Below are 24724 nucleotides of genomic sequence, written 5' to 3' on the forward strand. Positions count from 1 at the left end.
CGCGTTGAGATGTTATGATAAGACTATTAGCGCGTGGAGCCTCCTGCTCCACCCCACAGTAAAGGTTAATGCTCATGATTATCGTCACCGGCGGCGCTGGATTTATTGGAAGCAATATCATCAAGGCGCTGAATGATAAGGGCCATACTGACATTCTTGTGGTCGACAATCTTAAAGACGGAACCAAATTCGCCAACCTGGTGGATTTAGACGTCGCCGACTACATGGATAAAGAAGACTTCCTGATTGCCATTCTGGCCGATGAAGATTTTGGCGATGTTGAAGCCGTGTTCCACGAAGGTGCCTGTTCATCCACCACCGAGTGGGACGGAAAGTACATGATGGATAACAACTATCAGTACTCTAAAGAGCTGCTGCATTACTGCCTTGAGCACGATATTCCGTTCCTGTACGCCTCTTCCGCGGCGACTTACGGTGGCCGTAACGCCGACTTTATTGAAGAGCGCCAGTTTGAAGAGCCGCTGAACGTATATGGCTACTCCAAAATGCTGTTCGACCACTATGTACGCAGCATCCTGCCTGAAGCGCAGTCTCAGGTTTGCGGTTTCCGCTACTTCAACGTTTATGGACCGCGCGAAGGACACAAAGGCAGCATGGCCAGCGTGGCATTCCACCTGAATACCCAGTTGAAAAACGGTGAGAACCCGAAACTGTTTGAAGGCAGCGACGGATTTAAGCGCGACTTTATCTATGTGGAAGACGTTGCTGCGGTCAACCTGTGGTTCTGGGAAAACAGCGTGTCCGGCATCTTCAACTGCGGTACCGGCCGTGCCGAATCTTTCCAGGAAGTGGCGGACGCCGCGCTGAATTATCACCAGAAAGGTGAAATCGAATACATTCCGTTCCCGGAAAAACTGAAAGGCCGTTATCAGGCGTTTACCCTTGCCGACCAGACCAAACTGCGCGCTGCGGGCTACGATAAGCCGTTCAAAACCGTCGCCGAAGGCGTGGCTGAATACATGGCGTGGCTGAACCGTAACGGTTAACGGAGCGGGGCAGGCAATGAAAATTCTGGTTATTGGCCCATCGTGGGTCGGCGACATGATGATGTCGCAGAGCCTGTATCGTACGCTGAAGGCGGAACATCCCGAGGCGACGATCGATGTGATGGCGCCAGCCTGGTGCCGGCCCCTGCTGTCGCGCATGCCGGAAGTGAACGAGGCGCTGGCGATGCCGCTGGGCCATGGCGCACTGGAGATCGGTGAACGCCGTCGGTTGGGCAAGGCGCTGCGCGATAAAGGCTACGATCGTGCGTTTGTGCTGCCCAACTCGTTTAAATCCGCCCTGGTGCCGTTTTTTGCTGCCGTCCCACGCCGTACCGGCTGGCGCGGTGAAATGCGCTACGGCCTGTTGAACGATATCCGCACGCTGGATAAAGCCGCGTTTCCGCTGATGGTGCAGCGCTACGTCGCGTTGGCATACGACAAATCTCGCATCGCCAGCGCCAGCGATCTGCCCCAGCCGCTGCTGTGGCCGAAACTGGTGGTACAGGAAGCGGAGAAGCAGAGCACAGCCGCCGCATTTAATCTGGCCGCTGACCGACCGCTGATTGGTTTCTGTCCCGGTGCGGAATTTGGCCCGGCGAAACGCTGGCCGCACTATCACTATGCCGCGCTGGCGCAGCAGCTGATCGACCAGGGCTACCAGATAGCGCTGTTCGGTTCGGCGAAAGACCATGAGACGGGCGATCAGATCCTTGCCGCGTTGAGCGAAAACAATCGACAGCACTGCCGCAATCTCGCTGGCGAAACCCAGCTGGAACAGGCGGTGATCCTGCTGGCCTGCTGCCACGCCGTGGTGAGCAACGACTCAGGACTGATGCATATTGCCGCAGCGCTCGACCGCCCGCTGGTTGCGCTTTACGGTCCAAGCAGCCCTGATTTCACACCGCCGCTGTCCGATAAGGCACGGGTGATACGTCTGATCGACGGCTACCACAAAGTGCGTAAGGGTGATGCTGCCGAAGGCTATCACCAGAGTTTGATTGATATTACTCCAGCGCGCGTTATCGCCGAGCTGGAAACGCTTTGCCCTACTCCAGGAGTTTGAATGCGGGTTCTGATTATTAAAACCTCCTCAATGGGAGATGTATTGCACTCGCTACCAGCATTAACGGACGCCATGCAGGCCATTCCCGGAATTCGTTTTGACTGGGTCGTTGAAGAGGGCTTTGCTCAGATCCCTTCCTGGCATCCTGCCGTGGATAATGTCCTGCCTGTGGCGATTCGCCGCTGGCGCAAACACTGGTTTGGCAGCCAGAACCGCGAAGAGCGCGTAGCGTTTAAGCGCGAGCTACAGTCGCGTGAGTATGATGTGGTGCTGGATGCGCAGGGGCTGATTAAAAGCGCGGCGCTGGTCACGCGTCTGGCAAAAGGCGTTAAACACGGGGCCGACAGCCGCAGCGCGCGTGAACCGTTTGCCAGCTGGTGGTATGACCGCCGTCATCCGATCGACAAACAGCAGCATGCAGTACAGCGCACGCGAGAACTGTTCGCCAAAAGCCTCGGCTATGCGCTGCCGGAAACCACGGGTGACTACGCTATCGCCCAACATTTTATTCACGAGCTGCCGGAAGATGCGAACCGCTATCTGGTGTTTCTACACGCCACCACCCGCGATAATAAGCACTGGTCGGAAAGCCACTGGCGTGAACTTATTGGTTTAATACAGCCATCAGGATTGCGGATAAAGCTGCCCTGGGGGGCAGAACATGAGCATCAGCGTGCGATTCGCCTGGCTGAAGGCTTTGATTTCGTTGACGTGCTGCCGAAGCTGACGCTGGAGCAGGTCGCCCGCACGCTGGCGGGCGCGCGTGCGGTGGTATCCGTCGATACCGGTTTGAGCCACCTGACCGCTGCGCTCGACCGCCCGAATATCACGCTGTATGGCCCAACCGATCCGGGACTGATTGGCGGCTACGGCAAGAATCAGTTTGCCCTGATTTCTCCGGATAAAAACATGGATTCGTTGAGCGCAGAGCAGGTGCGCGAAGCATTGAGCAAGGTCATGTCATGAAGAAACTACACATCATTAACCTGGGAAAAATGGGCGGCGTAGAGCGCCTTTTTTTGCAGTACCTTAATGAAGCAGGCGATGACAGCAATGAAATCATCTGTGTCAGCCGCGAGATAGGCCCTGAAATTGCGCGCCAGATGCCACAGCAGAAAGTGACCTTCGCTACGCGACTTATCGATAAGCTCCCGCTACGCTGCCCACAGTTTCTGCGAAAGTACCTTTTGCAATGGAAAGTTAACCGTGCCAATGCTGACGTGATTATCGTCTGGGATTTAATCCCAGGGCTGGCCGCTAAACCGCAACGCGGCAAGCTGCTTTATTACGATCACGGCTGCTCATGGCGCTATGCCAAAAACACCAAGACGCTGCGTTTTCTCTCAATGCTTGATGGCGTTATTTCAGCCTCTTATGCTTCTAAGCGGGTGATGGAGCTGCGTTTTAATCTACCCTGTCCACACAAGGTGGTGATTAACCGCATCAAAACGCCTGACGGTATCAGTGCCGCGCCTCGCCATCTTAGGTCGCCAATACGTCTGGGTACGGCTTCGCGACTGGTCAGCCTGAAGGGTATCAGCGTTGGATTACTGACATTGAAAGAGCTGCTAGCACGAGGACACGACGTGGTGCTGGAGATTGCCGGAAAAGGTCCGGACCGCGCGGAATTTGAGGCACTGACAGAAAGATTACAGCTCGGCGATCGGGTCACTTTCAGTGGTTTTCAGCATAACGTTGCGGATTTTTTTAACCGTACTGATATTTACCTCAGCACACCGATCACCGAACCTTTCGGATTATCCTGTATGGAATCGTTATATTTTGGCGTTCCGGTGATATTTCCAATGGTAGACGGCCAGCCAGAAGCCGTTAAAGAAGGCGTCTGCGGCATCGGTATCGTTCCTTCCGTCAGCATTGAACAACACAAAACTCTCACCGGTATTGAGGTGGATTTCCCTCATCAGGTCTACGATCCTCTAGCGGACGCGCTGGTTTCTGCGAAATTAATTTCACATACTGACTGCGCGGATGCCGTAGAAAAATTGATAGCGGAAAAAAATTACGAATCCTACAGCAGAAATGCGCAGAAATTCCCATTAGAGAACTTTAGTTTTGCAGTATTTCAGGATGAATTTAATAACACCCTTGAATATTACAAAAATGAGAAATAATGTGAGAGATTTAGCCAAAGGCATTTTTAATAACCCAGCTCCATCGCCACTATGGAGTTATTTTTCGTACTCGTGCTGCGCTATTAGCCTTTTAGTTTTGCCTTTTCTTCCGAGTACGGGCCGTGACTTATTTTATCTTAGCGGATACTTTGCATTTTTCTGTTTTTTATTCAATTTAAAATACTATACCCGCAATAAGAAAAACCTGATCCTGCCAGGATTATTTCTGACATTATCCTTTTCCACCATTTTTTGGCTGGTCGTTTATAAAGCCCCCGGCGACTATATCAATATCTATCGTTCGTATATGAACATGTCGAGACTGTTTATAGCCACCGCTTTTGTTCTACTACTGGCTCTCAATGAACGCCTGGGCTTGCAGCGTAAAATTCTCTATTTTTGCATCACTGCTGGAGTCGTGATTAACCTCTATGCTTTCTATCAGAGCATAGCGTTGAGATACATTCGTATTGAACTGGCCTTCGATCGCGCGACGATAGTAGCCTATATTCTTACCGCCGTTAGCTTACTGATGATGCAGTCCATTTTGATGCTAAAAACCAGATATCGCCTGGTATTCTATGCACTGGCTTTTATGTTCAGCTATGCCGCCATCGTGTTCACGGGCACACGTGCCGCTATGCTGCTTTACCCTGTGCTAATTGGTTTGTCAGTGCTTGCGACAAAAAATGTGATATCTCATCGGCATAAGATCGTGATTATATTGCTTCTTCCGCTGCTGCTTACCGTTTGTGGTTTTATCTTTAAGGATAAAATTGCTAAACGTATTGAGGATGCACAGAGAAATTTCGTCATGCTAAATACGGCAAAAGCGGATAACTCTATTTTCTCCCGAGTATGGATGCAAATTATCGCAATCAGAACCGGTAATGATGCACCTTTTGGGCAGTCTGCTGAAAATCGAGCGAAAGAAGCACTGAAAATTATTGCCGAAGAACCAAAATTATATAATGCCAAACGCTATCTAGACGTGCATATGCATAATGAAGTGCTGGAAACCTATTCGCTAAAAGGTATATGGGGCGTTGCCATACTGCTCGCCATCTACCTGACCCTGTTGATTCAGTCCTTCAGACCTGAACGAAACGCTATGCTGCTGGGTGTCAGCGCAGCACTGATCCTCTATGGCCTGAGCGACGTTCTGTTCTTTAGCTCGGAGGCAACCATCACCTTTTCACTGGCAATTATCTTCAGTGTGCTGTCGCTGAAGAAAACTCGGGGACAGGCCGATGCGTGAGGTTGAAAACGGCCGTTTACTCAGCATTATTATTCCGTTCTACAATAATGAAAACTTTTTGGGTGACTGCCTGGAATCATTATTGCGACAAGTTGATGATGATATTGAGATCGTACTGGTTAATGACGGCTCGACAGATGGATCTGTCACAGCGGCGCAAGAGGCCCTGAACCGCTACGCGCATCCACACGTTGTTTTTATTTCTCAGCAAAACGGTGGGATTGCACATGCACGTAACGTTGGACTTCAGCAGGCCAGCGGACAGTATGTGACTTTTCTTGATGGGGATGATCTGCTCAGTCGCCACTATCTGGTCACCCTTCGCCCACTGCTGTTATCCGGGAAGTATGAGTTAATAGATTTTAAATATCATATATTTGCCAACGTAACGCAGGAAGACAACCACCCCGCAGAATCAGCATTTTCCACCAGTGATTTTACGCAGGGAATGAGCTGCCTGATGCCGCTTTTCAGTCGCTCCATGTGGCATCTGTGGAACAGAGTGTTCCATCGTTCTCTGCTCGTTGGTGAATCATTCGAAGCAGGCCGACGCTATGAGGATGTGATCTTTACGCCATTCGTCTACTTCAAGACGCAAAAGATCGGCCATATCGATCACCCACTCTATTTTTATCGCGATAATAGCCAGGGCATCACTCGCAACGTTAAAGAAAAAGACATTGAAGACATGCTGTTTGCGATGAAGAAAATGCTGAACTTCGCCTCGCAGAATCAACATGATAAGGCAATAAAACAGCTCGCTGCCCTCATGGTGCTGAACTGCTTTAATGAGGTGAAAGCCATGTCGAAGAAACTTTATGGCTACTATTTCTATCCCGAGAAAGTCCGGGCTGTATTAACACAGGCCGCCACACTGTGTGATGGCACTGCCGTACCGAAGAAAAAGGTCCGGCAGATGCGGTATGCCAACATCGATACCTGGCTGTCAAAACTTCGCAGGAGATCGAAGAAGTAAAATTTACTTCTCAATCAGCTGCAGGTGTTCCACAACCTCATCATAAACCCGCTGTGGTTGGATCACTCCCATCGGACTCTCTGCTTCCAGCGGCATCGTATAGCCAGTGCGGGAAAGATGAATAACGCGGTGCAGCTCTAAATCCTGAATAGGGCCGGTAGATCGCGGGTCGGCGGTAACAAACAGGCTGATGGTTTTTACCTTCAGAGCGATCGCTACGTGCAGTGGCCCCGTATCACCGGTCACCAGCAAATCGAAACCATCCAGCAGCGTAATCATTTGCTGTAACCCGGTTTTCCCAATGCGGTCATCAACATGCTCTGCGGTCGTTGCGCTGACGCTTTGTAGAAAGCGCTGTGCTCTTTCCCTGTCGGTACCGCCGCCAATCAGCACAATTTTCACTTTCGGCCAGGCTGCCACCAGCATTTCAGCCAGTCTGACGTAATGCGAAACAGGCCAGCAGCGTGACTCCGTTGATGCACCCAGTTGAAAACCAATGGTTATCTGGTCAGGATTTTTTACCGCTCTCTCAAAAGGAGCGGGGATCTCCATGGTGGGATCGTCACTGCGGCATCCCAGAATCGAAACCAGCTCAAGCTTACGACGAACAAAATGCCCGTAGTAATGGAACACATAGTTGGTCAGCCATTTCTCCAGCCCGCTAATCCCGGAGCTGTAGTTATCGCGGATGATATATTTGGCCCCGGCCATCACGGCGCTGATCACATCATAGGGCAGATGCGAATGCATAATCAGAGCCAGATCGGGCTGATGCTCCCGTAAGGATTTCAGCAGCGGGCCCAGCGTTTTGATTTTACTGTTCCAGTAAACGATGCGGTTAAAGTCTCGCCCGCCCTCCACCAGCTCCCGGTTCTTCTCATGCACCACCAGCGTGATATGCGCATCGGGATAACGCTCGCGTACGGCACGAATAGCGGGTGTGTTGAACATAAAATCGCCGAGTGCCGTTGTCGAATAGATAACGATATTGTCGAAATGAATCCCACTGTCGAAAGTGGATTTATCCTGAAGGCGACCGTATCTGGCGGTATAGCGGTCAAGGAAAAAGTTCGCGAGCTTAATCTTCCATTTCTTCGACATCTCAACCCACTTTACTCTGGTAATATTCTGATAAAGTTAACCCCGTCGTACGCGACTGTAGCCAGCCGAACAGCTGGTCCAGCTCATCGTACAGCGCATCAATATCCGCGGCGGTTTTGAACGTCGGGCTGCCGCCGGGCATAAACTCCGACGAATGCAGCATAAACTCCACGTAGTCACTGCCAGCGGCCAGCGTTTTTTCCGCCACGCCGATCATCTGTTGAAGATTACCGCGCATCGGCCGCAGCCAGTGGACCGATGGGCTGCGTTGCTTGCCGCGCAGCCGATCCCAGCCCTGCTTAACGCCGTTCATCAACGCTGAATGCTTGTACTGAATACTCATCGGCACTTCCAGCAGCGGGGAATCACCCGCCCGGGAAATATCCTGCGGATCGATAAAATAAGCGCGATCGGGAAAATGCTGGTAGTTGGTGCCGCCGTTACCCTGCGGCGCACCCGGCGAAAACTGCCAGTTCACGCGAGGGGTGACCGAGCAATCAACCTGATAGCCCAGCTCAATCAGCAAACGGGCATAAAATTCGTTAAACGCCCAGCGCCCGGCGCGGTGGCTGCGCATTTTCGTCTGCAGAGTGTCTTCCAGCAGCCGGGTGATGTAGCTGACTTTCTCACGGATTATCGCTTCAGGGTATTCAATCAGATAGGGTTTGTGCCGCCAGTCGTCGCCGGTGAGGTCCTGTATCGGTGGATTGTTCCACGCGTGCAGATGCATACCAATCTCACCGGTATCGCGCGCAATCACGTCGCGGGCAAATTCAACGTAGGCCGGATCGATCGCCATTTCATAGTTCGTTAGCCAGGTTGGCTTAAAGGCATACTTTTCACAAAGCTGCTGGAAACGTGGCAAAAACCGGGTGTTTTCGGTGGTGATCCGATCGTGATTTTGCCAAAGATTATCGCCTTCGGTATCGATGGTGATGATAAACGCGGGCTTACCCATATTCTTTCCTGTCAGCACAATTACCTGCGGCTATGTTACGTAGCGGGCCAGCAAAGCGCAAAGGTAATTCCGCTCATCACGGCGTTAGCGGGAGGCGAGGCTAGCCACGCCCTGGTGACTGCTTTAGAATCAGCGACTGGTTTATTGAACAGCGATAAAGCATGGAATCTCTGGATCTGCCCCACATCCCTCACCCGGTATCACGTATCCTGGTGATCAAATTTCGCCACCATGGCGATATGCTGCTGACGACGCCGGTTATTCACTCGTTAAAAGCCGCCTTTCCTGATGCTCAGATAGACGTGCTGCTTTTCGAGGAAACCCGCACCATGCTTAGCTGCCATCCGGATATTCACCGGATCTATGCTATCGATCGCAGCTGGAAAAAACAGGGTGTGCGTTTCCAGATTAGCCAGGAGTGGCGGCTAATGAGCACGCTGAGAAAGCAGCATTACGATATGGTGCTGAATCTGGCCGATCAGTGGCGCAGTGCGATTATTACCCGCTTCACCGGCGCACGTGTGCGTCTGGGGTTTGATTTCCCGAAGCGTCAGGGAAGGCTGTGGCGTCAGTGCCATACGCAGTTAGTTTCCACTGCAGACCATAATTCGCTGCATACCGTGGAGCAGAATCTGTCGCTGCTGGCCCCTTTGCGGCTTCCACAGCGGCGGGATAACGTCGCCATGCACTACTCTGACGCAGATCGGCAGACCGTTCGCGATCTTGCTGGTCCGGAAGATTATATCGTGGTTCAACCGACCTCCCGCTGGTTCTTCAAATGCTGGAGCGAGGAGAAGTTTGCTGCCACGCTTCAGGGACTGCTGGATGATGGACGCAAAGTAATACTGACCTCCGGTCCTGACGGCAAAGAAATAGCGATGGTTGAAGGGATTATCGATCGACTGAGCTCGCGAGAAGGCGTTCTCTCTCTGGCCGGGAAGCTGACGCTGACCCAGCTTGCCGCGCTGATTGACGGCGCGCAGCTGTTTATCGGCGTGGATTCCGTTCCGATGCACATGGCTGCGGCACTTCAAACGCCAACCGTCGCGCTGTTTGGTCCCTCAAAACTGGTGTTCTGGCGCCCGTGGCAGGTTAAAGGCGCAATCATCTGGGCTGGAGACTACGCTCCCCTGCCGGACCCGGACAGCGTTGATACCCGCACCAGCGAGCGCTATCTGGATGCCATTCCCGTTGACGATGTCCTGGCAGCAGCACGGAGGCTTTTAGCATGAAACCCATCAGACTGGCGATCGTACGGCAGAAATACCGTCCCGATGGCGGCGCAGAGCGTTTTATCGCCCGCGCGCTGGAAGCGCTGGACCAACAGTCGCTGGACCTCAACGTGATTACCCGTGAATGGCAGGGTCAGCGCCAGCCCAACTGGCACCTGCATATCTGTAATCCGACAAAATGGGGCCGCATCAGCCGCGAGCGAGGGTTTGCCGACGCAGCCCGGGCGCTGTGGCAGCGTGAAAACTTCGATATCGTTCAGAGCCACGAGCGCATTGCAGGATGCGATATCTACCGCGCCGGCGACGGGGTTCATCAGCGCTGGCTTGAGCTGCGCGGCCGGCTGATGCCGGGCTGGCGACATAAGCTACTGCTGGCGAATCGCTATCACCGCTACGTGATGGCGGCTGAAAAAGCGATGTATGAAGCCCCGGAGCTGAAAGCCGTTATCTGCAATGCGGAGATGGTGAAGCAGGAAATCATCCAGCGGTTTGGCGTTGCCAGTGACAGAATCCATGTCATCTACAACGCGATTAATACTGCCCAGTTCGTCCCGGCGGAGATGGCGACAAGGGCGGCTATCCGTCAGCAAATCGCGCTGCCGCTGGATGCCAGCGTGCTGATTTATGTTGGCTCCGGCTTCGAGCGTAAAGGGCTGGCGGCAGCAATACGCGCAGTAGCCAGTACCGATCGCTACCTGCTGGTCGTCGGCAAAGATAAAGCAGAGAAACAGTACAGAGCACTGGCGACTACGCTGGGCTGTGCCGATCGTATCCGCTTCGTCGGGATGCAATCGGATACGCTGCCGTGGTATCAGGCCGCCGATGGGCTGCTGCTGCCCACGCTGTACGATCCGTTCCCCAATGTAATCCTCGAGGCAATGGCCTGCGGTCTGCCGGTGATCACCTCGACCACCTGCGGCGGCGCAGAGTTTATTCAGCAGGGGCATAATGGTTATGTGTGTGATGCGCTGGATATCAACGCACTGCGTGATGCGGTGATGGCCCTTCCCGCTTGTGCGACCGACAGCAGCATGGCGCTGGCGGCCCGTGAACAAGTGATGGCTTCTACGCCGCAGCGGCTGTCACAGCAGCTTGTATCGCTTTATCAACAGATTCTGGACTAACCAATGCGTATTTTGATGATTATTGACGGCCTGCCGGGCGGCGGTGCAGAAAAAGTGGTGCTGACGCTGTGCGAAGGGATGCAGAAGATGGGCCACGATGTCAGCCTGTTCTCGCTGCGTAACGTGTGCAATTACGCTATCCCGGACGGGATTGATTATCAGATCGTAGAACGCCCGAGCAACGCTCCCTGGCGCAAGCTGACCGAGCTGTCGCGCCGCGCCGCCGCGCTGGATGATGCCATCGCTGTCAGCGAATCGCGTGGCGGCAGCTATGATTTAATCTTCTCCAATCTGCATAAAACCGACCGGATTGTATCGCGCTGTAAAGCCATTCCGCCGCAGAAGCTGTGGTACTGCATTCACGGTATTCTCTCTACCTCTTACCTTGGTCATCGCAGCGGGTTCAGCCGCTGGCTGAAACTGCGTAAGATCGCCCGTGTTTATCAGGGCAAAAATATCGTCGCGGTCTCCCGCGCGGTGGGAGAAGATCTGACCCAACAGCTGGCGATCTCGCCATCCCGGCTGGCGGTTATCAATAATCCTTTTGATATTGAAAGTATTCTGCAGCAGGCAGCAGAACCTTTATCCGTCGCGGGCGTGCCTTATATCGTTCACGTCGGGCGTTTTCATCCGCACAAGCGTCATGACCGCCTGCTGGAAGCCTTTGCGGCATCGGGTATTCCGGCCAAACTGGTGCTGGCAGGAACCGGCAGCGAAGACCAGCTCGCGAAGACGAAGGATCTGGCCATTCGTTTGGGTATTGATGACCGGGTGGTTTTCGCCGGTTTCCAGGCTAACCCTTACCCGCTGATTAAACATGCCCGAATGCTGGTACTGAGTTCAGACAGTGAAGGTTTTGGTAATGTGCTGGTGGAAGCCCTGCTGTGCGGCACCCCGGTGGTCAGCACGCGCTGCCCGGGTGGCCCGGCGGAAATTCTCGAACGTATGGGCATGAACGATGCGCTGGCAGAGTTAACGGCCGATTCACTGGCCGCGAAGATAGCGGCGACCTGGCAGTCGCCACCGTTCATCGATAGCCAAAAGCTCGCTGAATATGATTTAGAACCCGTTTGCCGGCAGTATCTGGCGCTTCAGGCGAAATCAATCCGCTAAGCTTTGCAGCTGCTGCCAGACCTCATCGACGCTGACATCTGCGCACTCACCGGATGGCGTCTGCATAATCCGGTAGTCGCCTGACCACGGATGCCAGACCTTGCTGTCCGTGTCACCAAACAGTACCACCTGCTTTTTATTCATTGCCGAGGCCAGATGCATCTGGCCTCCGTCGCTGCACAGCAGGCGATCGCAGCGTTCAAATGCCGCCACCAGCTCGCGCACCGACGCGGTGGGATAGAGTGAAACACGTTCGCTGTCGCAGGCCGCCAGTACCTGCCGGGCGCGGTGTTCATCGCCTACATCATCAGGCGCCAGCGTGCCCTGCGGGGACCAGAAGATAACCGCACTGCCGTTACCGTTCGCCAGGTGGCGCTGGATGATCTCAACGTAGCGCTCCAGCGGCCAGCGCCGTTTAGGGCTACGGCTGCTGATATGCACTGCCAGAACCGGGCCATCGCTATAGCTTCGCCCGGCAAAACGGCGGGCGGCCTGCTGGCGCTCCTGCTCGCTCAGCCAGATCCGCACCGGGGGGATCATCAGCTTTTTGTCGCTGATGGCAGAAAGATAGCTGAAGGTACGCTCCACCTGGTGCTCACCAATGAAATCCACAGGCCGGAAAGGAACGCTTATCGCCCGGTCGCCGGTATCGGCACCGATGATATGCTTTACACCCGCCATTTTCGCCAGCCGAAGGCTGTATACGCAGGGATTCGGGTTCGCCAGGATCGCTGCATCAAAGCGGATGCGGCGCAGCCGCATGAAAATTTTCAGACGATCGAGATACACGCCAAACTTGCTCTCATTTTTCTTACGGTGCTTGGCTTTACGGTAAATAAAGGTGTTTTCAATGTGCGGATTATTTTTGACCACGTCCTGGCTGACGGTGTTGATCAGTAAATAGACATTGGCATCGGGCCAGGCAGATTTGACCCCTTCAATCAGCGGCGTGGTACACACCAGATCGCCAATATTGTCACGGCGGATAATCAAAATGTTTTTCATTGTACTTTTCAGGCGACGGTTCTCGCCCGATCTTTTCACCGATGCCAAAGAGTAGATCCCAGCCCCTCTTCAACCAGTTTCCAAAACATCTCAATCCGTCGAGAGCATAAAAAAGTGCGCCTGTTGAAACACACTTGCGGTATCCGATCGTTCGTCCGCTAACAGCTCAGACAGCACGTAATATTAAATTACACATGTATCGTCAAAAAAAGAATTCCTGCCTTGCCATAATAACGACTAACACCATGAAAATTATAGTAATAAGAAAATACTTAGAGAATGGACTCTTCTATGCAACTCCCCCCACTGCTCACGGTGATCGTTCCACTGTACAACGCCGGTCGTTTTTTTAAGCCCTTTATGGAATCGCTGCTGGCACAAACTTTCCAACAGCTGGAAATAATCATTGTTGATGATGGCTCAACCGACGGCTCCGGGGAATCGGCCGATGAATATGCCGGCCGTGTGGCACATATTCGCGTGATCCATCAGGCAAACAGCGGCGTATCCCGGGCCAGGAATGCCGGTCTGCGGGAGGCCCGTGGGCAGTATGTTACCTTTCCCGATGCGGACGATATTCTGGAGCCGCAGATGTATCAGACCCTGATGGAAATGGTATTAGCGGATGGTCTTGACGCCGCGCAGTGTAATGCTCTGCGTATTAATGCTCACAATGATCACAGCAGCCCGCTGATTCCTTTTGACCGATTACAGTCAACGTCCGTCATGTCCGGTGCAGACTGGCTCAACCAGGCGCTGAAAACCCGCCGCTATCTGCATGTTGTCTGGCTGGGGGTTTATCGTCTTTCGCTGATTCATGAATGCAGGCTGCGCTTTATCCCCGGCCTTCATCATCAGGACATACCGTGGACGACCGAATTTATGTTTAACGCCCAGAGGGTTCGCTATAGCGATGCACCACTCTACCGTTACAGAATTCATACCGAATCGATTAGCCACCGCCGCCGCCAAGGTCGGCAAAATGTCCGATACCAGCGCCATTATCTTCGCATCTGCGCTTTGCTGGACGATATGAATCGCCGCTATCAGCATCGGATACCCGTCTATCGTTCCTTTCATGCACAAATTACCCGCGAGGCGCTCAGCGTCTGTCATGCTATTCGCCGCGAAACTGATGCCGAGGCCCGCCGCACAATGATTCACGACCTCATGCGAACCCGAACCCCTCAGCGTATGATGCGCAACGCACGCGGTATTACACAGTGGTATAAACTGCTGGTATGGCAGATGCGCCTGTTTTATCTTTATCACTCCCACCGAGTGAGTTAATAAGACACACTGCGGTATTTAACGCCGCCATCATCAGGTACAGTAGCCCGATAATGAAGTACTGTGAGACAGCATCACTTATCTGATAACATGCCCTATTATTCCTTTTTTTGGCAATCTCTGGGCATAAGTCTCTTTTCACCTGAAAAAACAATGTGATGATTACCATTTATACCGTTTTACTGTATCTCATTCAGCCCTTCATCTGGCTCCGTCTCTGGCTACGCGGGCGGAAAGCGCCTGCCTATCGTCTGCGATGGGCTGAACGCTATGGTTTCTGCAAAGGTAAAGTAAAACCTGATGGGATCTTGCTGCATTCGGTTTCTGTCGGTGAAACCCTGGCCGCTATACCGCTTGTTCGTGCGCTACGCCATCGTTATCCCGATCTGCCGATCGTCGTAACGACGATGACGCCAACGGGTTCCGAACGCGCCAGCTCGGCGTTTGGTAAAGACGTTCATCATGTCTATCTGCCCTATGATTTACCCGGCGCAATGAACCGCTTCCTGGATACCGTCAATCCCCGACTGGTGATCATTATGGAAACCGAGCTCTGGCCGAACATGATCTCGCTGCTGCACGCGCGTAAAATTCCACTGGTGATCGCCAACGCCCGTCTGTCCGAACGTTCGGCGAAGGGCTATCAGAAGATCGCCAAGTTTATGAAGCAGCTGCTGCAAAAAATTACCCTAATCGCCGCGCAAAACCAGGAAGACGGTGAACGCTTTATCGGCCTTGGGCTGAAACGTTCGCATCTGGCGGTGACCGGCAGCCTGAAGTTTGATATTTCCGTGACCCCAGAGCTGGCTGCTCGCGCCGTGACGCTGCGACGCCAGTGGGCACCGCACCGCCCGGTATGGATAGCCACCAGCACCCATGAAGGTGAAGAAAGCATTATTCTGGAGGCGCACCGCAAACTGCTTGCCCGTTTCCCGACGCTGTTGCTGATTCTGGTACCGCGCCACCCGGAGCGCTTTGACACCGCGCGTAGCCTGACGCAGAAGGCAGGGATGAGCTATACGCTGCGCAGCAGCGGAGAAATCCCCTCCGGCAGCACGCAGGTGGTGATCGGCGATACAATGGGTGAACTGATGCTGCTATACGGAATTGCCGATCTGGCGTTTGTGGGCGGCAGCCTGGTTGAGCGCGGCGGTCATAACCCGCTGGAGCCTGCGGCTCATGCCATTCCGGTTCTGATGGGGCCACATACCTTTAACTTTAAAGATATTTGCTCCCGCCTGCAGCAGGCTGACGGTCTGATCACCGTGACCGATGCCGATTCACTGGATAAAGAGATTGGTACGCTGCTGACCGACGAGGACTATCGTCTCTATTACGGTCGTCATGCGGTTGATGTTCTGCATCAGAATCAGGGCGCACTCCAGCGTCTGCTCCATCTACTGGAGCCTCACCTGCCACAGCGGAATCACTAAATGAACACTCGCCAGCAGCTGTCGGTTGTCCTGATTGCGAAAGATGCGGCGGAACTCCTGCCGGAATGTCTGACTTCGGTCAGTTGGGCAGATGAAATTATTTTGCTCGACTCCGGCAGCCGCGACGGCACAGCAGAAATCGCTGAACGTCACGGGGCGCGAGTCTTCCACTCCACGGAATGGTACGGCTATGGCAAACAGCGCCAGCTGGCGCAGAGCTATGCCAGCCATGCAATGATCTTGATGATCGATACTGACGAACGCGTGACGCCAGAACTGCGCCGCAGCATTGAGCTGGTGCTTGAACAACCTGCCTCAGAGACGGTGTACAGTATTGCCCGGCGTAATCTGTTCCTTGGTCGCTTTATGCGTCATAGCGGCTGGTATCCCGATCGTGTCACGCGGCTTTATCCGCGCAGCTATCGCTACAACGATAATCAGGTTCATGAATCACTGGAAACCGAACAGGCAAAAGTCCGGCCTCTTCAAGGAGACCTCCTGCATCTGACCTGCCGTGATTTTTCCGATTTTCAGTGGAAACAGTTCGCCTATGCAGAAGCCTGGGCAAAACAGCGCCACCAGCAGGGTAAACGCTGCGGTATTGCGGCAATTTTCGGCCACACCGCAGGTGCCTTCCTGAAAACGCTGGTGCTGCGCGCCGGTTTTCTGGACGGCAAGCAGGGATGGCTACTGGCCGTGGTTAATGCACAGTACACGTTTAATAAATATACGGCCCTGTGGGCTCTCAATCACGCATCCAGGAACGGCAGACTATGAGCACCAAAGCCATCTACCCCGGCACCTTCGACCCAATGACCAATGGTCATCTGGATATCGTGACGCGCGCCGCACTGATGTTTGACCATATTGTGCTGGCGGTAGCGGCCAGCCCCAGTAAAAAGCCCATGTTCACGCTGGAAGAGCGCGTGGCGCTGGCCACAGAAGTGACGACACATCTGGGTAATGTGGAAGTGATCGGCTTCAGCGATTTAATGGCAAACTTCGCCAAAGCGCAGCAGGCCAACGTGCTGGTACGAGGACTGCGGGCGGTATCTGACTTCGAATATGAGCTGCAGCTGGCGCATATGAACCGCCATCTGCTGCCAACGCTGGAAAGTGTCTTCCTGATGCCTTCTGAAGAGTACTCGTTTATCTCATCATCCTTGATGAAGGAAGTCGCACGCCACGGCGGTGAGGTAAAAGCCTTCCTGCCGGCACCGGTGTATCAGGCCCTGCAGGCGAAGCTCTGAGTCTATTTCTGGCAGCACGGGCAGAAGAAGGTACTTCTCTGAGCGTGTTTACTGCTTTCTATCGGCGTGCCGCACGCGCGGCACGGTTCTCCCGCCCGCCCATACACCTGTAGCTCCTGAGCAAAGTAGCCGGGCTTCCCGTCGCTCTGCAGAAAATCCCGCAGCGTAGTACCACCCTGTTCGATTGAACGCAGCAGCACGGCCTTGATGGTGGCCACCAGCAGGTCTGCTTCAGACTCATTGAGCGCCATGGCAGGACGATCGGGATGGATACCGGCAACGAACAGAGATTCACTGGCGTAGATGTTGCCCACCCCCACGACCAGCTTGTTGTCCATCAGCCACGGTTTGATCGCCGTGCGTTTACCGCGCGATTTCGCAAACAGATATGCACCGTTAAAACTGTCTTCCAGCGGTTCAGGACCGAGATGGGAGAGAACCGAACTGGCTGCAAGGTCTGTACACCATAGCCAGGCACCAAAGCGGCGCGGATCGGTATAACGCAGAACCTTACCGTTACTCATGACCAGGTCAACGTGGTCATGTTTCGCCGGCGGCAGTTCGTGCGGAAGCATTCGCAGGCTGCCGGACATGCCCAGGTGGATGATAATCCACCCGGTCGGCAGCTCCAGCAGCAGATATTTGGCACGCCGCTGCACGCTGAGCACGGGCTGATCGCTGAGAGCATGTATTTCGTGTGAGACGGGCCAGCGCAGGCGGGAATTACGCACCACGGCGTGCAGAATCGTTGCGCCGACCAGATGCGGCTCAATTCCGCGTCGGCTGGTTTCTACTTCTGGTAATTCTGGCATCTTCCCGCTCCCGTTGGCTTATCAACATAATGACGCAGTACTCTAATACAAAACTCAGAAACAAAAAAACCCGGCCGGAGCCGGGTTTTTCAACTGAGATTAATTACTTAATCTTAGCTTCTTTGTAGATCACGTGCTGGCGGACAACCGGATCGAATTTCTTCAGTTCCAGTTTTTCCGGCTTAGTACGTTTGTTCTTCGTGGTGGTATAGAAGTGACCTGTACCAGCAGAAGAAACCAGCTTGATCTTCTCACGAATACCTTTAGCCATGTTTCAGTTCCTTACCTTAGTACTTCTCACCGCGGGTACGCAGATCGGCCAGAACCGTCTCAATACCCTTTTTATCGATTACACGCATGCCTTTGGCAGATACGCGTAGTGTAACGAAGCGCTTTTCGCCCTCAACCCAAAAACGGTGAGAGTGCAGGTTCGGCAGGAAACGGCGTTTCGTCGCGTTCATTGCGTGGGAACGGTTGTTACCCGTCACCGGACGCTTGCCAGTTACTTGGCAGACTCGTGACATGTCTATTCTCCAAAAATCAAATCAGCTCGAGCTTTAAAAATAAGGTTTTGGCCGCCTCGTCAGACTAATAGCCTATCCAGGCGAGTTCTATGTGAACCCGCTGAGCAGGCCCAAACGCCAAACCCGAGATTCTCAAAGGTGGCGTAGTATACGCCCTGTAGCGCGAGTGCTCAAGTCCCGAACAGATAAAGATCCCTCTGGATCGCCTGTAACCGTCTTAATTGCATGTGAAACAGCCTGTTTTTGTACGCTGAACGGCCCGACATTCGTGATTGAGGGCAGTAAAAGGCGATTTTTCACATCCACCCCAGTTCGGCAAAAGAAAAATATTCACCTCGCCCAATCACGATATGGTCAAGCACACGAATGTTAAGCAACGAGCAGGCACGGACGATTTGCTGAGTAATATCACGATCGGCGCGGCTTGGTTTTGCCAGCCCGGAGGGATGATTGTGAGCCAAAATCAGTGCCGCCGCATTGCGCTTTAAGGCTTCGCGGACAATTTCCCGCGGATGGACTTCCACGCTGTTGATGGTGCCGCTGAACATCTCGCAGGTATGGATAACCCGGTGCTGGTTATCAAAAAAGATCACCTGAAAGATCTCGCGCTCCCGATGAGCAAGCGAACTGTGTAAAAAATCCAGCATTTGCTCAGAGCTTGTCACGGCATGGCTCTTCAGCGCTTCCTGACAGGTAAAACAGCGCCTCGCCAGCTGAGCGACGGCATGAATCTGCGCATATTTAGCGACACCTATCCCACCGACCGACTGGAAATCCTCTTTTGTTGCATGCATCAGCCGATACAGCGAGCCAAAATGATCGATCAAGCGCTGCGACAATTCCATCACATGCACACCGCGCGTACCGGTGCGCAAAAAAATGGCCAACAGCTCACAGTCACTCAGCGTGGCCGCTCCAAATTTGATCAGCTTTTCACGCGGGGGCAACCCCTGCCACTTATTTTCCATCTTCTGCGTCTCCTTGCCTGAATACGCAAAAGCATGTCATTATATACAGTAGTTTTCTATCACCACCCGCCAGCTTTACGAGGCAGATCGCAAAGGGACCCAGGTGAAAAATAACCAGCCCGATCGAATGTGATAAAATATCCGGCATTGCGGTACAAAGTTACCGGGCAGGCTCAACAGAAGGCGAAAGGCAGATGATGGGATTATCGGGAAAGCGGATTGTTCTGGGCGTCAGCGGCGGTATTGCTGCCTATAAAACGCCAGAGCTGGTCCGCAGGCTCCGCGATCGCGGAGCAGAAGTCCGCGTGGTGATGACGGATGCTGCGAAAGCTTTTATCACCCCACTTAGCTTACAGGCCGTTTCCGGTTTCCCGGTATCGGATGATTTGCTCGATCCGGCTGCCGAAGCGGCGATGGGCCATATCGAACTAGGGAAATGGGCAGATCTGGTGATTCTGGCACCGGCGACTGCCGATCTTATCGCACGCGTTACTGCCGGAATGGCTAACGATCTCGTCACCACGATTTGTCTGGCAACGGCGGCCCCTATTGCGATTGTTCCTGCCATGAATCAGCAGATGTATCGCGCGCTCCCCACCCAGCATAACATCCAGCAGCTGGCACAGCGTGGTGTGATGATCTGGGGCCCTGACAGCGGCAGCCAGGCCTGCGGTGACGTTGGCCCGGGACGCATGCTTGACCCATTAGCGATTGTTGATCTGGCTGTTAGCTGGGCCACACCTGTCAATGACCTGCAACATCTTCATATTATGATCACCGCGGGCCCCACTCGCGAAGCACTGGACCCGGTGCGCTTCATCAGTAACCACAGCTCCGGTAAAATGGGGTTTGCCATCGCCGCAGCCGCAGCCAAACGCGGGGCCAGCGTCACGCTGGTAGCGGGTCCTGTTGAATTGCTAACCCCACCATGGGTCAAACGCATCGACGTCACGACGGCACTTGAGATGCAGCACGCCGTGATGGAACAGGTGGCGAAGCAGCATATTTTCATCGGCTGTGCAGCGGTGGCTGATTATCGCGCCGCAGCGGTTGCCGAAGAAAAAATCAAAAAGCAGGGTGATGAAATTACCCTGAAAATGGTGAAAAACCCTGATATCGTCGCCGGCGTGGCGGCTTTAGCCGAGGGGCGCCCCTACGTGGTAGGATTTGCTGCTGAAACCCAGAATGTGGAAGAATACGCACAACAAAAACGGGCGCGCAAGAATCTGGACTTGATCTGCGCCAATAATGTTGCCAAAGCCGGGCAGGGTTTCAATAGCGATTCCAATGCTCTTCACCTTTTTTGGCAGGAAGGAGATAAAATCTTACCGCTCAGCGATAAGTCTCTCCTTGGCCAACAGTTACTAGACGAGATAGTCATCCATTATGATGAAAAAAATCGACGTTAAGATTTTAGATCCGCGTGTCGGCAACGAATTCCCTCTGCCGACCTACGCGACCTCTGGATCTGCCGGGCTTGATCTACGCGCATGCCTGGACGGCGCAGTTGATCTGCAGCCGGGCCAGACTACGCTGGTGCCAACGGGGTTAGCTATCCATATTGCCGACCCGACGCTGGCTGCAGTTATTCTGCCGCGTTCCGGCCTCGGGCATAAACATGGCGTGGTGCTGGGCAACCTGGTTGGCCTGATTGATTCTGACTACCAGGGACAGCTGATGGTTTCCGTCTGGAACCGCGGCCAGGACGCATTTACTATCGAACCCGGCGAGCGTATTGCTCAGATGGTCTTTGTTCCTGTGGTGCAGGCTGAGTTCAATCTGGTCAACGATTTTGACACCAGCGTGCGTGGTGAAGGCGGTTTTGGCCATTCTGGTCGCCAGTAACTCACCACCACTCCCGTAAAACGAAACCCGTTTTTCGCCGTGAGCCATCAGGCTCACGGACGTTGCGTGGGCTCGTGCCCATTTATGGTGATCTTTTCAGGGGTCTTTTAAGACATGGTTGAAAAAAAGAGTGCGAAAAGGAATCGTCGCGAGGAAATCCTGCAGGCACTGGCGCAGATGCTGGAATCAAGTGATGGCAGCCAGCGGATAACGACCGCAAAACTGGCGGCAAGCGTTGGCGTATCTGAAGCTGCGCTCTACCGTCATTTTCCCAGCAAGACCAAGATGTTTGACAGCCTGATCGAATTTATCGAAGACAGCCTGATTACGCGCATCAATCTGATTTTGAAAGACGAAAAAGAAACGCTGCCGCGTTTGCGTCTTATCACGCAGTTGATTCTGGGCTTTGGTGAGCGTAATCCGGGTTTAACGCGAATTTTGACCGGCCATGCGCTGATGTTTGAACAGGATCGTCTGCAGGGGCGTATCAACCAGCTGTTTGAGCGTATTGAAGTACAAATTCGCCAGGTAATGCGCGAAAAGAAAATGCGTGAAGGCGAAGGGTTCGCTACGGATGAAACGCTGTTGGCCAGCCAGCTTCTGGCTTTTTGCGAAGGGCTGCTTTCGCGTTTTGTTCGTTCAGAGTTTCGCTATCGTCCGACAGCGGAATTTGAAGTTCGCTGGCCGCTGTTCGCAATGCAGCTGGTGTAAACCGACGTGGACTGGCCCAGCAATGAGGCCAGTCCATATCGACTTTTCAGATCAGCAGATGATTCAGATACCGTATTCGCTACGGTAGGCGCGAACTGCCGCCAGGTGATCGGCAAGCTCAGGTTTCTCTTCCAGATAGCTGATTAACTCTTTCAGCGTGATAATCGAAATCACCTTACAGCCGTAATCCCGCTCCACTTCCTGGATAGCCGAAATGGCGCCGCGTCCGCGTTCCTGACGATCGAGGGAAATCAGTACACCAGCCAGGCTCGCCTCGTTCGCCGCAATGATCTCCATAGACTCACGGATCGCCGTACCGGCGGTAATCACATCATCCACCAGCATCACCTTACCCTGCAGCGGGCTGCCAACCAGCGTGCCGCCTTCACCGTGAGTTTTGGCCTCTTTTCGGTTAAAGCAGTACGGCACATCGCGATCGTGATGATCGGCCAGTGCAACAGCAGTGGTGGTAGCAATCGGGATACCTTTGTAGGCCGGACCAAACAGCAGATCGAAATCAATGCCTGAATCTACCAGAGCCTGCGCATAGAAACGGCCCAACAGGGCCAGATCGCGACCGGTGTTGAACAGACCTGCGTTAAAGAAGTACGGGCTTTTACGCCCTGACTTCAGCGTGAACTCACCAAACTTCAGCACCTGCTTGTTGATGGCGAATTCGATAAATTGGCGCTGCCAGGCTTTCATGTTGTCATTCCTCAATATTCAGGCAAAAAAAAGGCGACTCTTGGGTCGCCTGGAAAATCAGTTACTCAGCGCCGCTTTCTGCGCCTGTACCAGTGTGTCAATGCCGCCCCGGGCCAGCTCAAGCAGCTTGAGCAACTCATCGTGGCTGAAGGGTTCACCCTCTGCTGTCCCCTGAACTTCAATCATGCGGCCGTCTTCGGTCATCACCACATTCATATCGGTTTCGGCAGCGGAATCCTCAACATATTCCAGATCGCACAGCGCTTCGCCATTTACGATGCCAACGGAAATGGCAGCAACCATGCCTTTCATTGGATTGGCCTTCAGCTTGCCAATCGCAACAAGGTGGTTCAGTGCATCGGCCAGCGCCACGCAGGCACCAGTGATGGATGCGGTGCGCGTACCGCCGTCGGCTTGTAATACGTCGCAGTCCAGGGTGATGGTAAATTCGCCCAGCGCTTTCAGATCCAGCGCGGCGCGCAGGGAGCGAGCAATCAGACGCTGGATCTCCAGCGTGCGGCCACCCTGTTTACCTTTCGCCGCTTCGCGGGCGTTACGGCTATGGGTGGCGCGAGGCAGCATGCCGTATTCAGCCGTCACCCATCCCTGCCCCTGACCTTTCAGGAAACGAGGAACGCCCTCTTCAATCGTTGCAGTACACAGTACTTTGGTATCACCGAATTCAACCAGCACAGAGCCTTCTGCATGTTTGGTGTAATGACGGGTCAGGGTTACGGGGCGCACCTGATGTGCGCTACGGCCTGATGGACGCATAGTATGTTCTCCGGCTAGCTAATTATAATTGGCTGCGCATTATACGGATTTCACTGGTGAATGCCTATCTAAGGCAGCTTCATCCGCGCGCTGTTATGCAACTGGCAGATAATCAACGTTTAAAACAGCAAGATAATCGGGAACAGGATGTAAAAATAATCGAGATATGGCTAAATGCCCCTCTTTATTGACTCTTCACGCGGGACCGTCCGTATGACTGCTGTTTTACATTTTATTCTGGCCCTGGCCATTATCTTCTGCCTGGCGCTGCTATTCAGTTCCGACCGAAAGAAAATTCGTCCACGCGTACTGTTACAGCTGGTCGTAATTGAAGGCGCTTTGGCCTGGTTCTTCCTGCACGCATCCGGTGGACTAAGCGTAGTGAGTGCCGTGTCCGGCTTCTTCGAGGTGCTGTTGAAATATGCCGCACAGGGTACCGACTTTGTGTTTGGCAACATGAGCTCGCAGGGGCTAGCTTTTATCTTCCTGGGCGTACTGTGCCCAATCGTCTTTATCTCTGCGCTAATCGGTATTTTACAGCACCTGAAGATTCTGCCGCTGCTGATCCGGTTTGTTGGTACCGTGCTGTCTAAAATCAACGGTATGGGTAAGCTGGAGTCATTCAACGCCGTCAGTACCTTAATCCTTGGTCAGTCAGAGAACTTTATCGCCTATAAGGGTATCCTGGCAGAGATTTCGGAGCGGCGCCTCTACTCAATGGCCGCAGCCGCGATGTCTACCGTTTCACTGTCGATTGTCGGTGCCTACATGTCGATGATTGAACCGCGCTATGTAGTAGCCGCACTGGTGCTTAACATGTTTAGCACCTTTATCATCCTGTCAATTATTAACCCGACGCCGGTGGGTGATGAACCCGAGATTCGGCTGGAAAAACTGCACGAAGACCAGAGCTTCTTTGAGATGCTTGGCGAGTACATCCTCGCAGGTTTTAAAGTCGCGATGATTATCCTGGCCATGCTGATTGGATTTATTGCCCTAATCACAGCGGTTAATGCACTGTTCGCTGCGGTATTCGGTATCAGCTTCCAGCAGATCCTTGGCTATATTTTCTGGCCGTTTGCCTGGCTGATCGGTATTCCGCCGGCCGATGCCCTGAAAGCCGCCAGTATTATGGCCACTAAGCTGGTGACCAACGAGTTTGTCGCGATGATCGAACTGAAAAAAATCGCAGCCGAACTGTCACCACGCGGGCTGGGGATACTGTCCGTATTTCTGGTTTCGTTTGCTAACTTTGCCTCCATCGGCATTGTGGCAGGTGCCATCAAGGGACTTAACGAGCAGCAGGGAAACGTGGTGTCTCGCTTCGGGCTGAAGCTAATTTATGGATCCACGCTGGTCAGTTTACTTTCCGCCGCCTTCGCCGGATTGGTGTTGTAAACATTCAGCCCGGTACTGCGGTACCGGGCTGCTTGATAAGTTAAT

At 53.5% G+C, this 24724-nt stretch carries 26 protein-coding genes; 17 read left to right on the plus strand and 9 right to left on the minus strand.

Annotation, left to right across the window (positions count from 1 at the left end):
- The first annotated feature begins 74 nt into the window (after positions 1–74).
- Genes rfaD through JOE09_RS23800 form a run of 6 tightly spaced genes read left to right on the plus strand, consistent with a single transcriptional unit; the run spans position 75 to position 6436 of the window.
- Entirely contained in the window at positions 75–1007 is a 933-nt protein-coding gene (gene rfaD, locus JOE09_RS23775; protein WP_105594452.1) for an ADP-glyceromanno-heptose 6-epimerase, read from the plus strand.
- 16 nt (positions 1008–1023) lie between these two features.
- Positions 1024–2070, plus strand: a complete 1047-nt coding sequence (gene rfaF, locus JOE09_RS23780; RefSeq protein ID WP_205067576.1) for an ADP-heptose--LPS heptosyltransferase RfaF — start codon at positions 1024–1026, stop codon at positions 2068–2070.
- The gene (gene rfaC / locus JOE09_RS23785) at positions 2071–3036 is read left to right on the plus strand and encodes a lipopolysaccharide heptosyltransferase RfaC (protein WP_105594450.1); all 966 of its coding nucleotides are present in this window, start codon (positions 2071–2073) and stop codon (positions 3034–3036) included.
- Positions 3033–4202 (plus strand): glycosyltransferase family 4 protein, encoded by a 1170-nt coding sequence (locus tag JOE09_RS23790; protein WP_205067577.1) that lies wholly within the window; start codon positions 3033–3035, stop codon positions 4200–4202. Before rfaC ends, JOE09_RS23790 begins: the two co-directional genes overlap by 4 nt.
- Positions 4203–4224: 22 nt before the next feature.
- Complete coding sequence (locus tag JOE09_RS23795; protein ID WP_420830703.1) at positions 4225–5460, plus strand: O-antigen ligase family protein; 1236 nt, start codon at positions 4225–4227, stop codon at positions 5458–5460.
- Positions 5453–6436 (plus strand): glycosyltransferase, encoded by a 984-nt coding sequence (locus tag JOE09_RS23800; RefSeq protein ID WP_205067579.1) that lies wholly within the window; start codon positions 5453–5455, stop codon positions 6434–6436. The genes JOE09_RS23795 and JOE09_RS23800 overlap by 8 nt, the downstream gene beginning before the upstream one ends.
- Before the next feature lie 3 nt (positions 6437–6439).
- On the opposite strand, the gene JOE09_RS23805 is transcribed toward JOE09_RS23800, so the two are convergent.
- Positions 6440–7537, minus strand: a complete 1098-nt coding sequence (locus JOE09_RS23805; RefSeq protein ID WP_205067580.1) for a glycosyltransferase family 9 protein — start codon at positions 7535–7537, stop codon at positions 6440–6442.
- A 1-nt stretch (position 7538) separates the two neighbouring features.
- A complete protein-coding gene (locus JOE09_RS23810; RefSeq protein ID WP_205067581.1) occupies positions 7539–8495 on the minus strand; it encodes a polysaccharide deacetylase family protein in 957 nt (318 codons plus the stop codon).
- Between the two features lie 161 nt (positions 8496–8656).
- On the opposite strand from JOE09_RS23810, the gene rfaQ reads away from it, so the two are divergent.
- From rfaQ to JOE09_RS23825, 3 genes are read left to right on the plus strand one after another with little or no spacing between them, the layout of a single operon-like run.
- Complete coding sequence (gene rfaQ / locus JOE09_RS23815) at positions 8657–9727, plus strand: putative lipopolysaccharide heptosyltransferase III (protein WP_205067582.1); 1071 nt, start codon at positions 8657–8659, stop codon at positions 9725–9727.
- Entirely contained in the window at positions 9724–10851 is a 1128-nt protein-coding gene (locus JOE09_RS23820) for a glycosyltransferase family 4 protein (RefSeq protein ID WP_205067583.1), read from the plus strand. Before rfaQ ends, JOE09_RS23820 begins: the two co-directional genes overlap by 4 nt.
- Positions 10852–10854: 3 nt before the next feature.
- Positions 10855–11964: a glycosyltransferase gene (locus JOE09_RS23825; RefSeq protein ID WP_205067584.1), complete on the plus strand. Its 1110-nt coding sequence runs from the start codon at positions 10855–10857 to the stop codon at positions 11962–11964.
- Here the strand turns inward: JOE09_RS23825 and JOE09_RS23830 are convergent.
- A complete protein-coding gene (locus tag JOE09_RS23830) occupies positions 11953–12969 on the minus strand; it encodes a glycosyltransferase family 9 protein (protein ID WP_205067585.1) in 1017 nt (338 codons plus the stop codon). The genes JOE09_RS23825 and JOE09_RS23830 overlap by 12 nt on opposite strands.
- A 291-nt stretch (positions 12970–13260) precedes the next feature.
- Between JOE09_RS23830 and JOE09_RS23835 the strand changes: the two genes are divergently transcribed.
- From JOE09_RS23835 to coaD, 4 genes are all read left to right on the plus strand, one after another.
- The gene (locus JOE09_RS23835) at positions 13261–14259 is read left to right on the plus strand and encodes a glycosyltransferase (protein WP_205067586.1); all 999 of its coding nucleotides are present in this window, start codon (positions 13261–13263) and stop codon (positions 14257–14259) included.
- A gap of 158 nt (positions 14260–14417) precedes the next feature.
- Complete coding sequence (gene waaA / locus JOE09_RS23840; RefSeq protein WP_205067631.1) at positions 14418–15692, plus strand: lipid IV(A) 3-deoxy-D-manno-octulosonic acid transferase; 1275 nt, start codon at positions 14418–14420, stop codon at positions 15690–15692.
- On the plus strand, positions 15693–16469 hold the full coding sequence (locus JOE09_RS23845) for a glycosyltransferase family 2 protein (RefSeq protein ID WP_205067587.1): 777 nt from the start codon (positions 15693–15695) through the stop codon (positions 16467–16469).
- Positions 16466–16942 carry a pantetheine-phosphate adenylyltransferase gene (coaD, locus tag JOE09_RS23850; protein ID WP_205067588.1) on the plus strand — a complete coding sequence of 159 codons (477 nt, stop codon included), beginning with the start codon at positions 16466–16468 and terminating at the stop codon, positions 16940–16942. Before JOE09_RS23845 ends, coaD begins: the two co-directional genes overlap by 4 nt.
- Before the next feature lie 2 nt (positions 16943–16944).
- On the opposite strand, the gene mutM is transcribed toward coaD, so the two are convergent.
- The 4 genes from mutM to radC form a co-directional block, all read right to left on the minus strand.
- Positions 16945–17754, minus strand: a complete 810-nt coding sequence (mutM, locus tag JOE09_RS23855; RefSeq protein ID WP_205067589.1) for a bifunctional DNA-formamidopyrimidine glycosylase/DNA-(apurinic or apyrimidinic site) lyase — start codon at positions 17752–17754, stop codon at positions 16945–16947.
- A gap of 103 nt (positions 17755–17857) precedes the next feature.
- Positions 17858–18025: a 50S ribosomal protein L33 gene (gene rpmG / locus JOE09_RS23860; RefSeq protein WP_001051798.1), complete on the minus strand. Its 168-nt coding sequence runs from the start codon at positions 18023–18025 to the stop codon at positions 17858–17860.
- Positions 18026–18041: 16 nt separating this feature from the next.
- Positions 18042–18278, minus strand: coding sequence for a 50S ribosomal protein L28 (gene rpmB, locus JOE09_RS23865; RefSeq protein ID WP_105594435.1), 237 nt, complete (start codon positions 18276–18278; stop codon positions 18042–18044).
- 296 nt (positions 18279–18574) lie between these two features.
- Positions 18575–19246: a RadC family protein gene (gene radC, locus JOE09_RS23870; protein ID WP_205067590.1), complete on the minus strand. Its 672-nt coding sequence runs from the start codon at positions 19244–19246 to the stop codon at positions 18575–18577.
- Between the two features lie 194 nt (positions 19247–19440).
- Here radC and coaBC point away from each other — a divergent pair, with 194 nt between their 5' ends.
- From coaBC to slmA, 3 genes are all read left to right on the plus strand, one after another.
- Positions 19441–20655: a bifunctional phosphopantothenoylcysteine decarboxylase/phosphopantothenate--cysteine ligase CoaBC gene (gene coaBC, locus JOE09_RS23875; protein WP_205067591.1), complete on the plus strand. Its 1215-nt coding sequence runs from the start codon at positions 19441–19443 to the stop codon at positions 20653–20655.
- The gene (gene dut / locus JOE09_RS23880; protein ID WP_172606646.1) at positions 20633–21091 is read left to right on the plus strand and encodes a dUTP diphosphatase; all 459 of its coding nucleotides are present in this window, start codon (positions 20633–20635) and stop codon (positions 21089–21091) included. Before coaBC ends, dut begins: the two co-directional genes overlap by 23 nt.
- Positions 21092–21205: 114 nt before the next feature.
- On the plus strand, positions 21206–21802 hold the full coding sequence (gene slmA, locus JOE09_RS23885; protein WP_105594432.1) for a nucleoid occlusion factor SlmA: 597 nt from the start codon (positions 21206–21208) through the stop codon (positions 21800–21802).
- A gap of 63 nt (positions 21803–21865) precedes the next feature.
- Here the strand turns inward: slmA and pyrE are convergent, their stop codons facing one another.
- Both pyrE and rph read right to left on the minus strand, forming a co-directional pair.
- Positions 21866–22507 carry an orotate phosphoribosyltransferase gene (gene pyrE / locus JOE09_RS23890; RefSeq protein ID WP_105594431.1) on the minus strand — a complete coding sequence of 214 codons (642 nt, stop codon included), beginning with the start codon at positions 22505–22507 and terminating at the stop codon, positions 21866–21868.
- 57 nt (positions 22508–22564) lie between these two features.
- Positions 22565–23281, minus strand: coding sequence for a ribonuclease PH (rph, locus tag JOE09_RS23895; RefSeq protein ID WP_205067592.1), 717 nt, complete (start codon positions 23279–23281; stop codon positions 22565–22567).
- A gap of 213 nt (positions 23282–23494) precedes the next feature.
- Here rph and JOE09_RS23900 point away from each other — a divergent pair, with 213 nt between their 5' ends.
- Complete coding sequence (locus JOE09_RS23900; RefSeq protein WP_205067593.1) at positions 23495–24679, plus strand: NupC/NupG family nucleoside CNT transporter; 1185 nt, start codon at positions 23495–23497, stop codon at positions 24677–24679.
- Positions 24680–24724: the final 45 nt, after the last annotated feature.

This window comes from Pantoea coffeiphila (assembly GCF_016909495.1).
GTDB classification, from domain to species: Bacteria; Pseudomonadota; Gammaproteobacteria; order Enterobacterales; family Enterobacteriaceae; genus Erwinia; species Erwinia coffeiphila.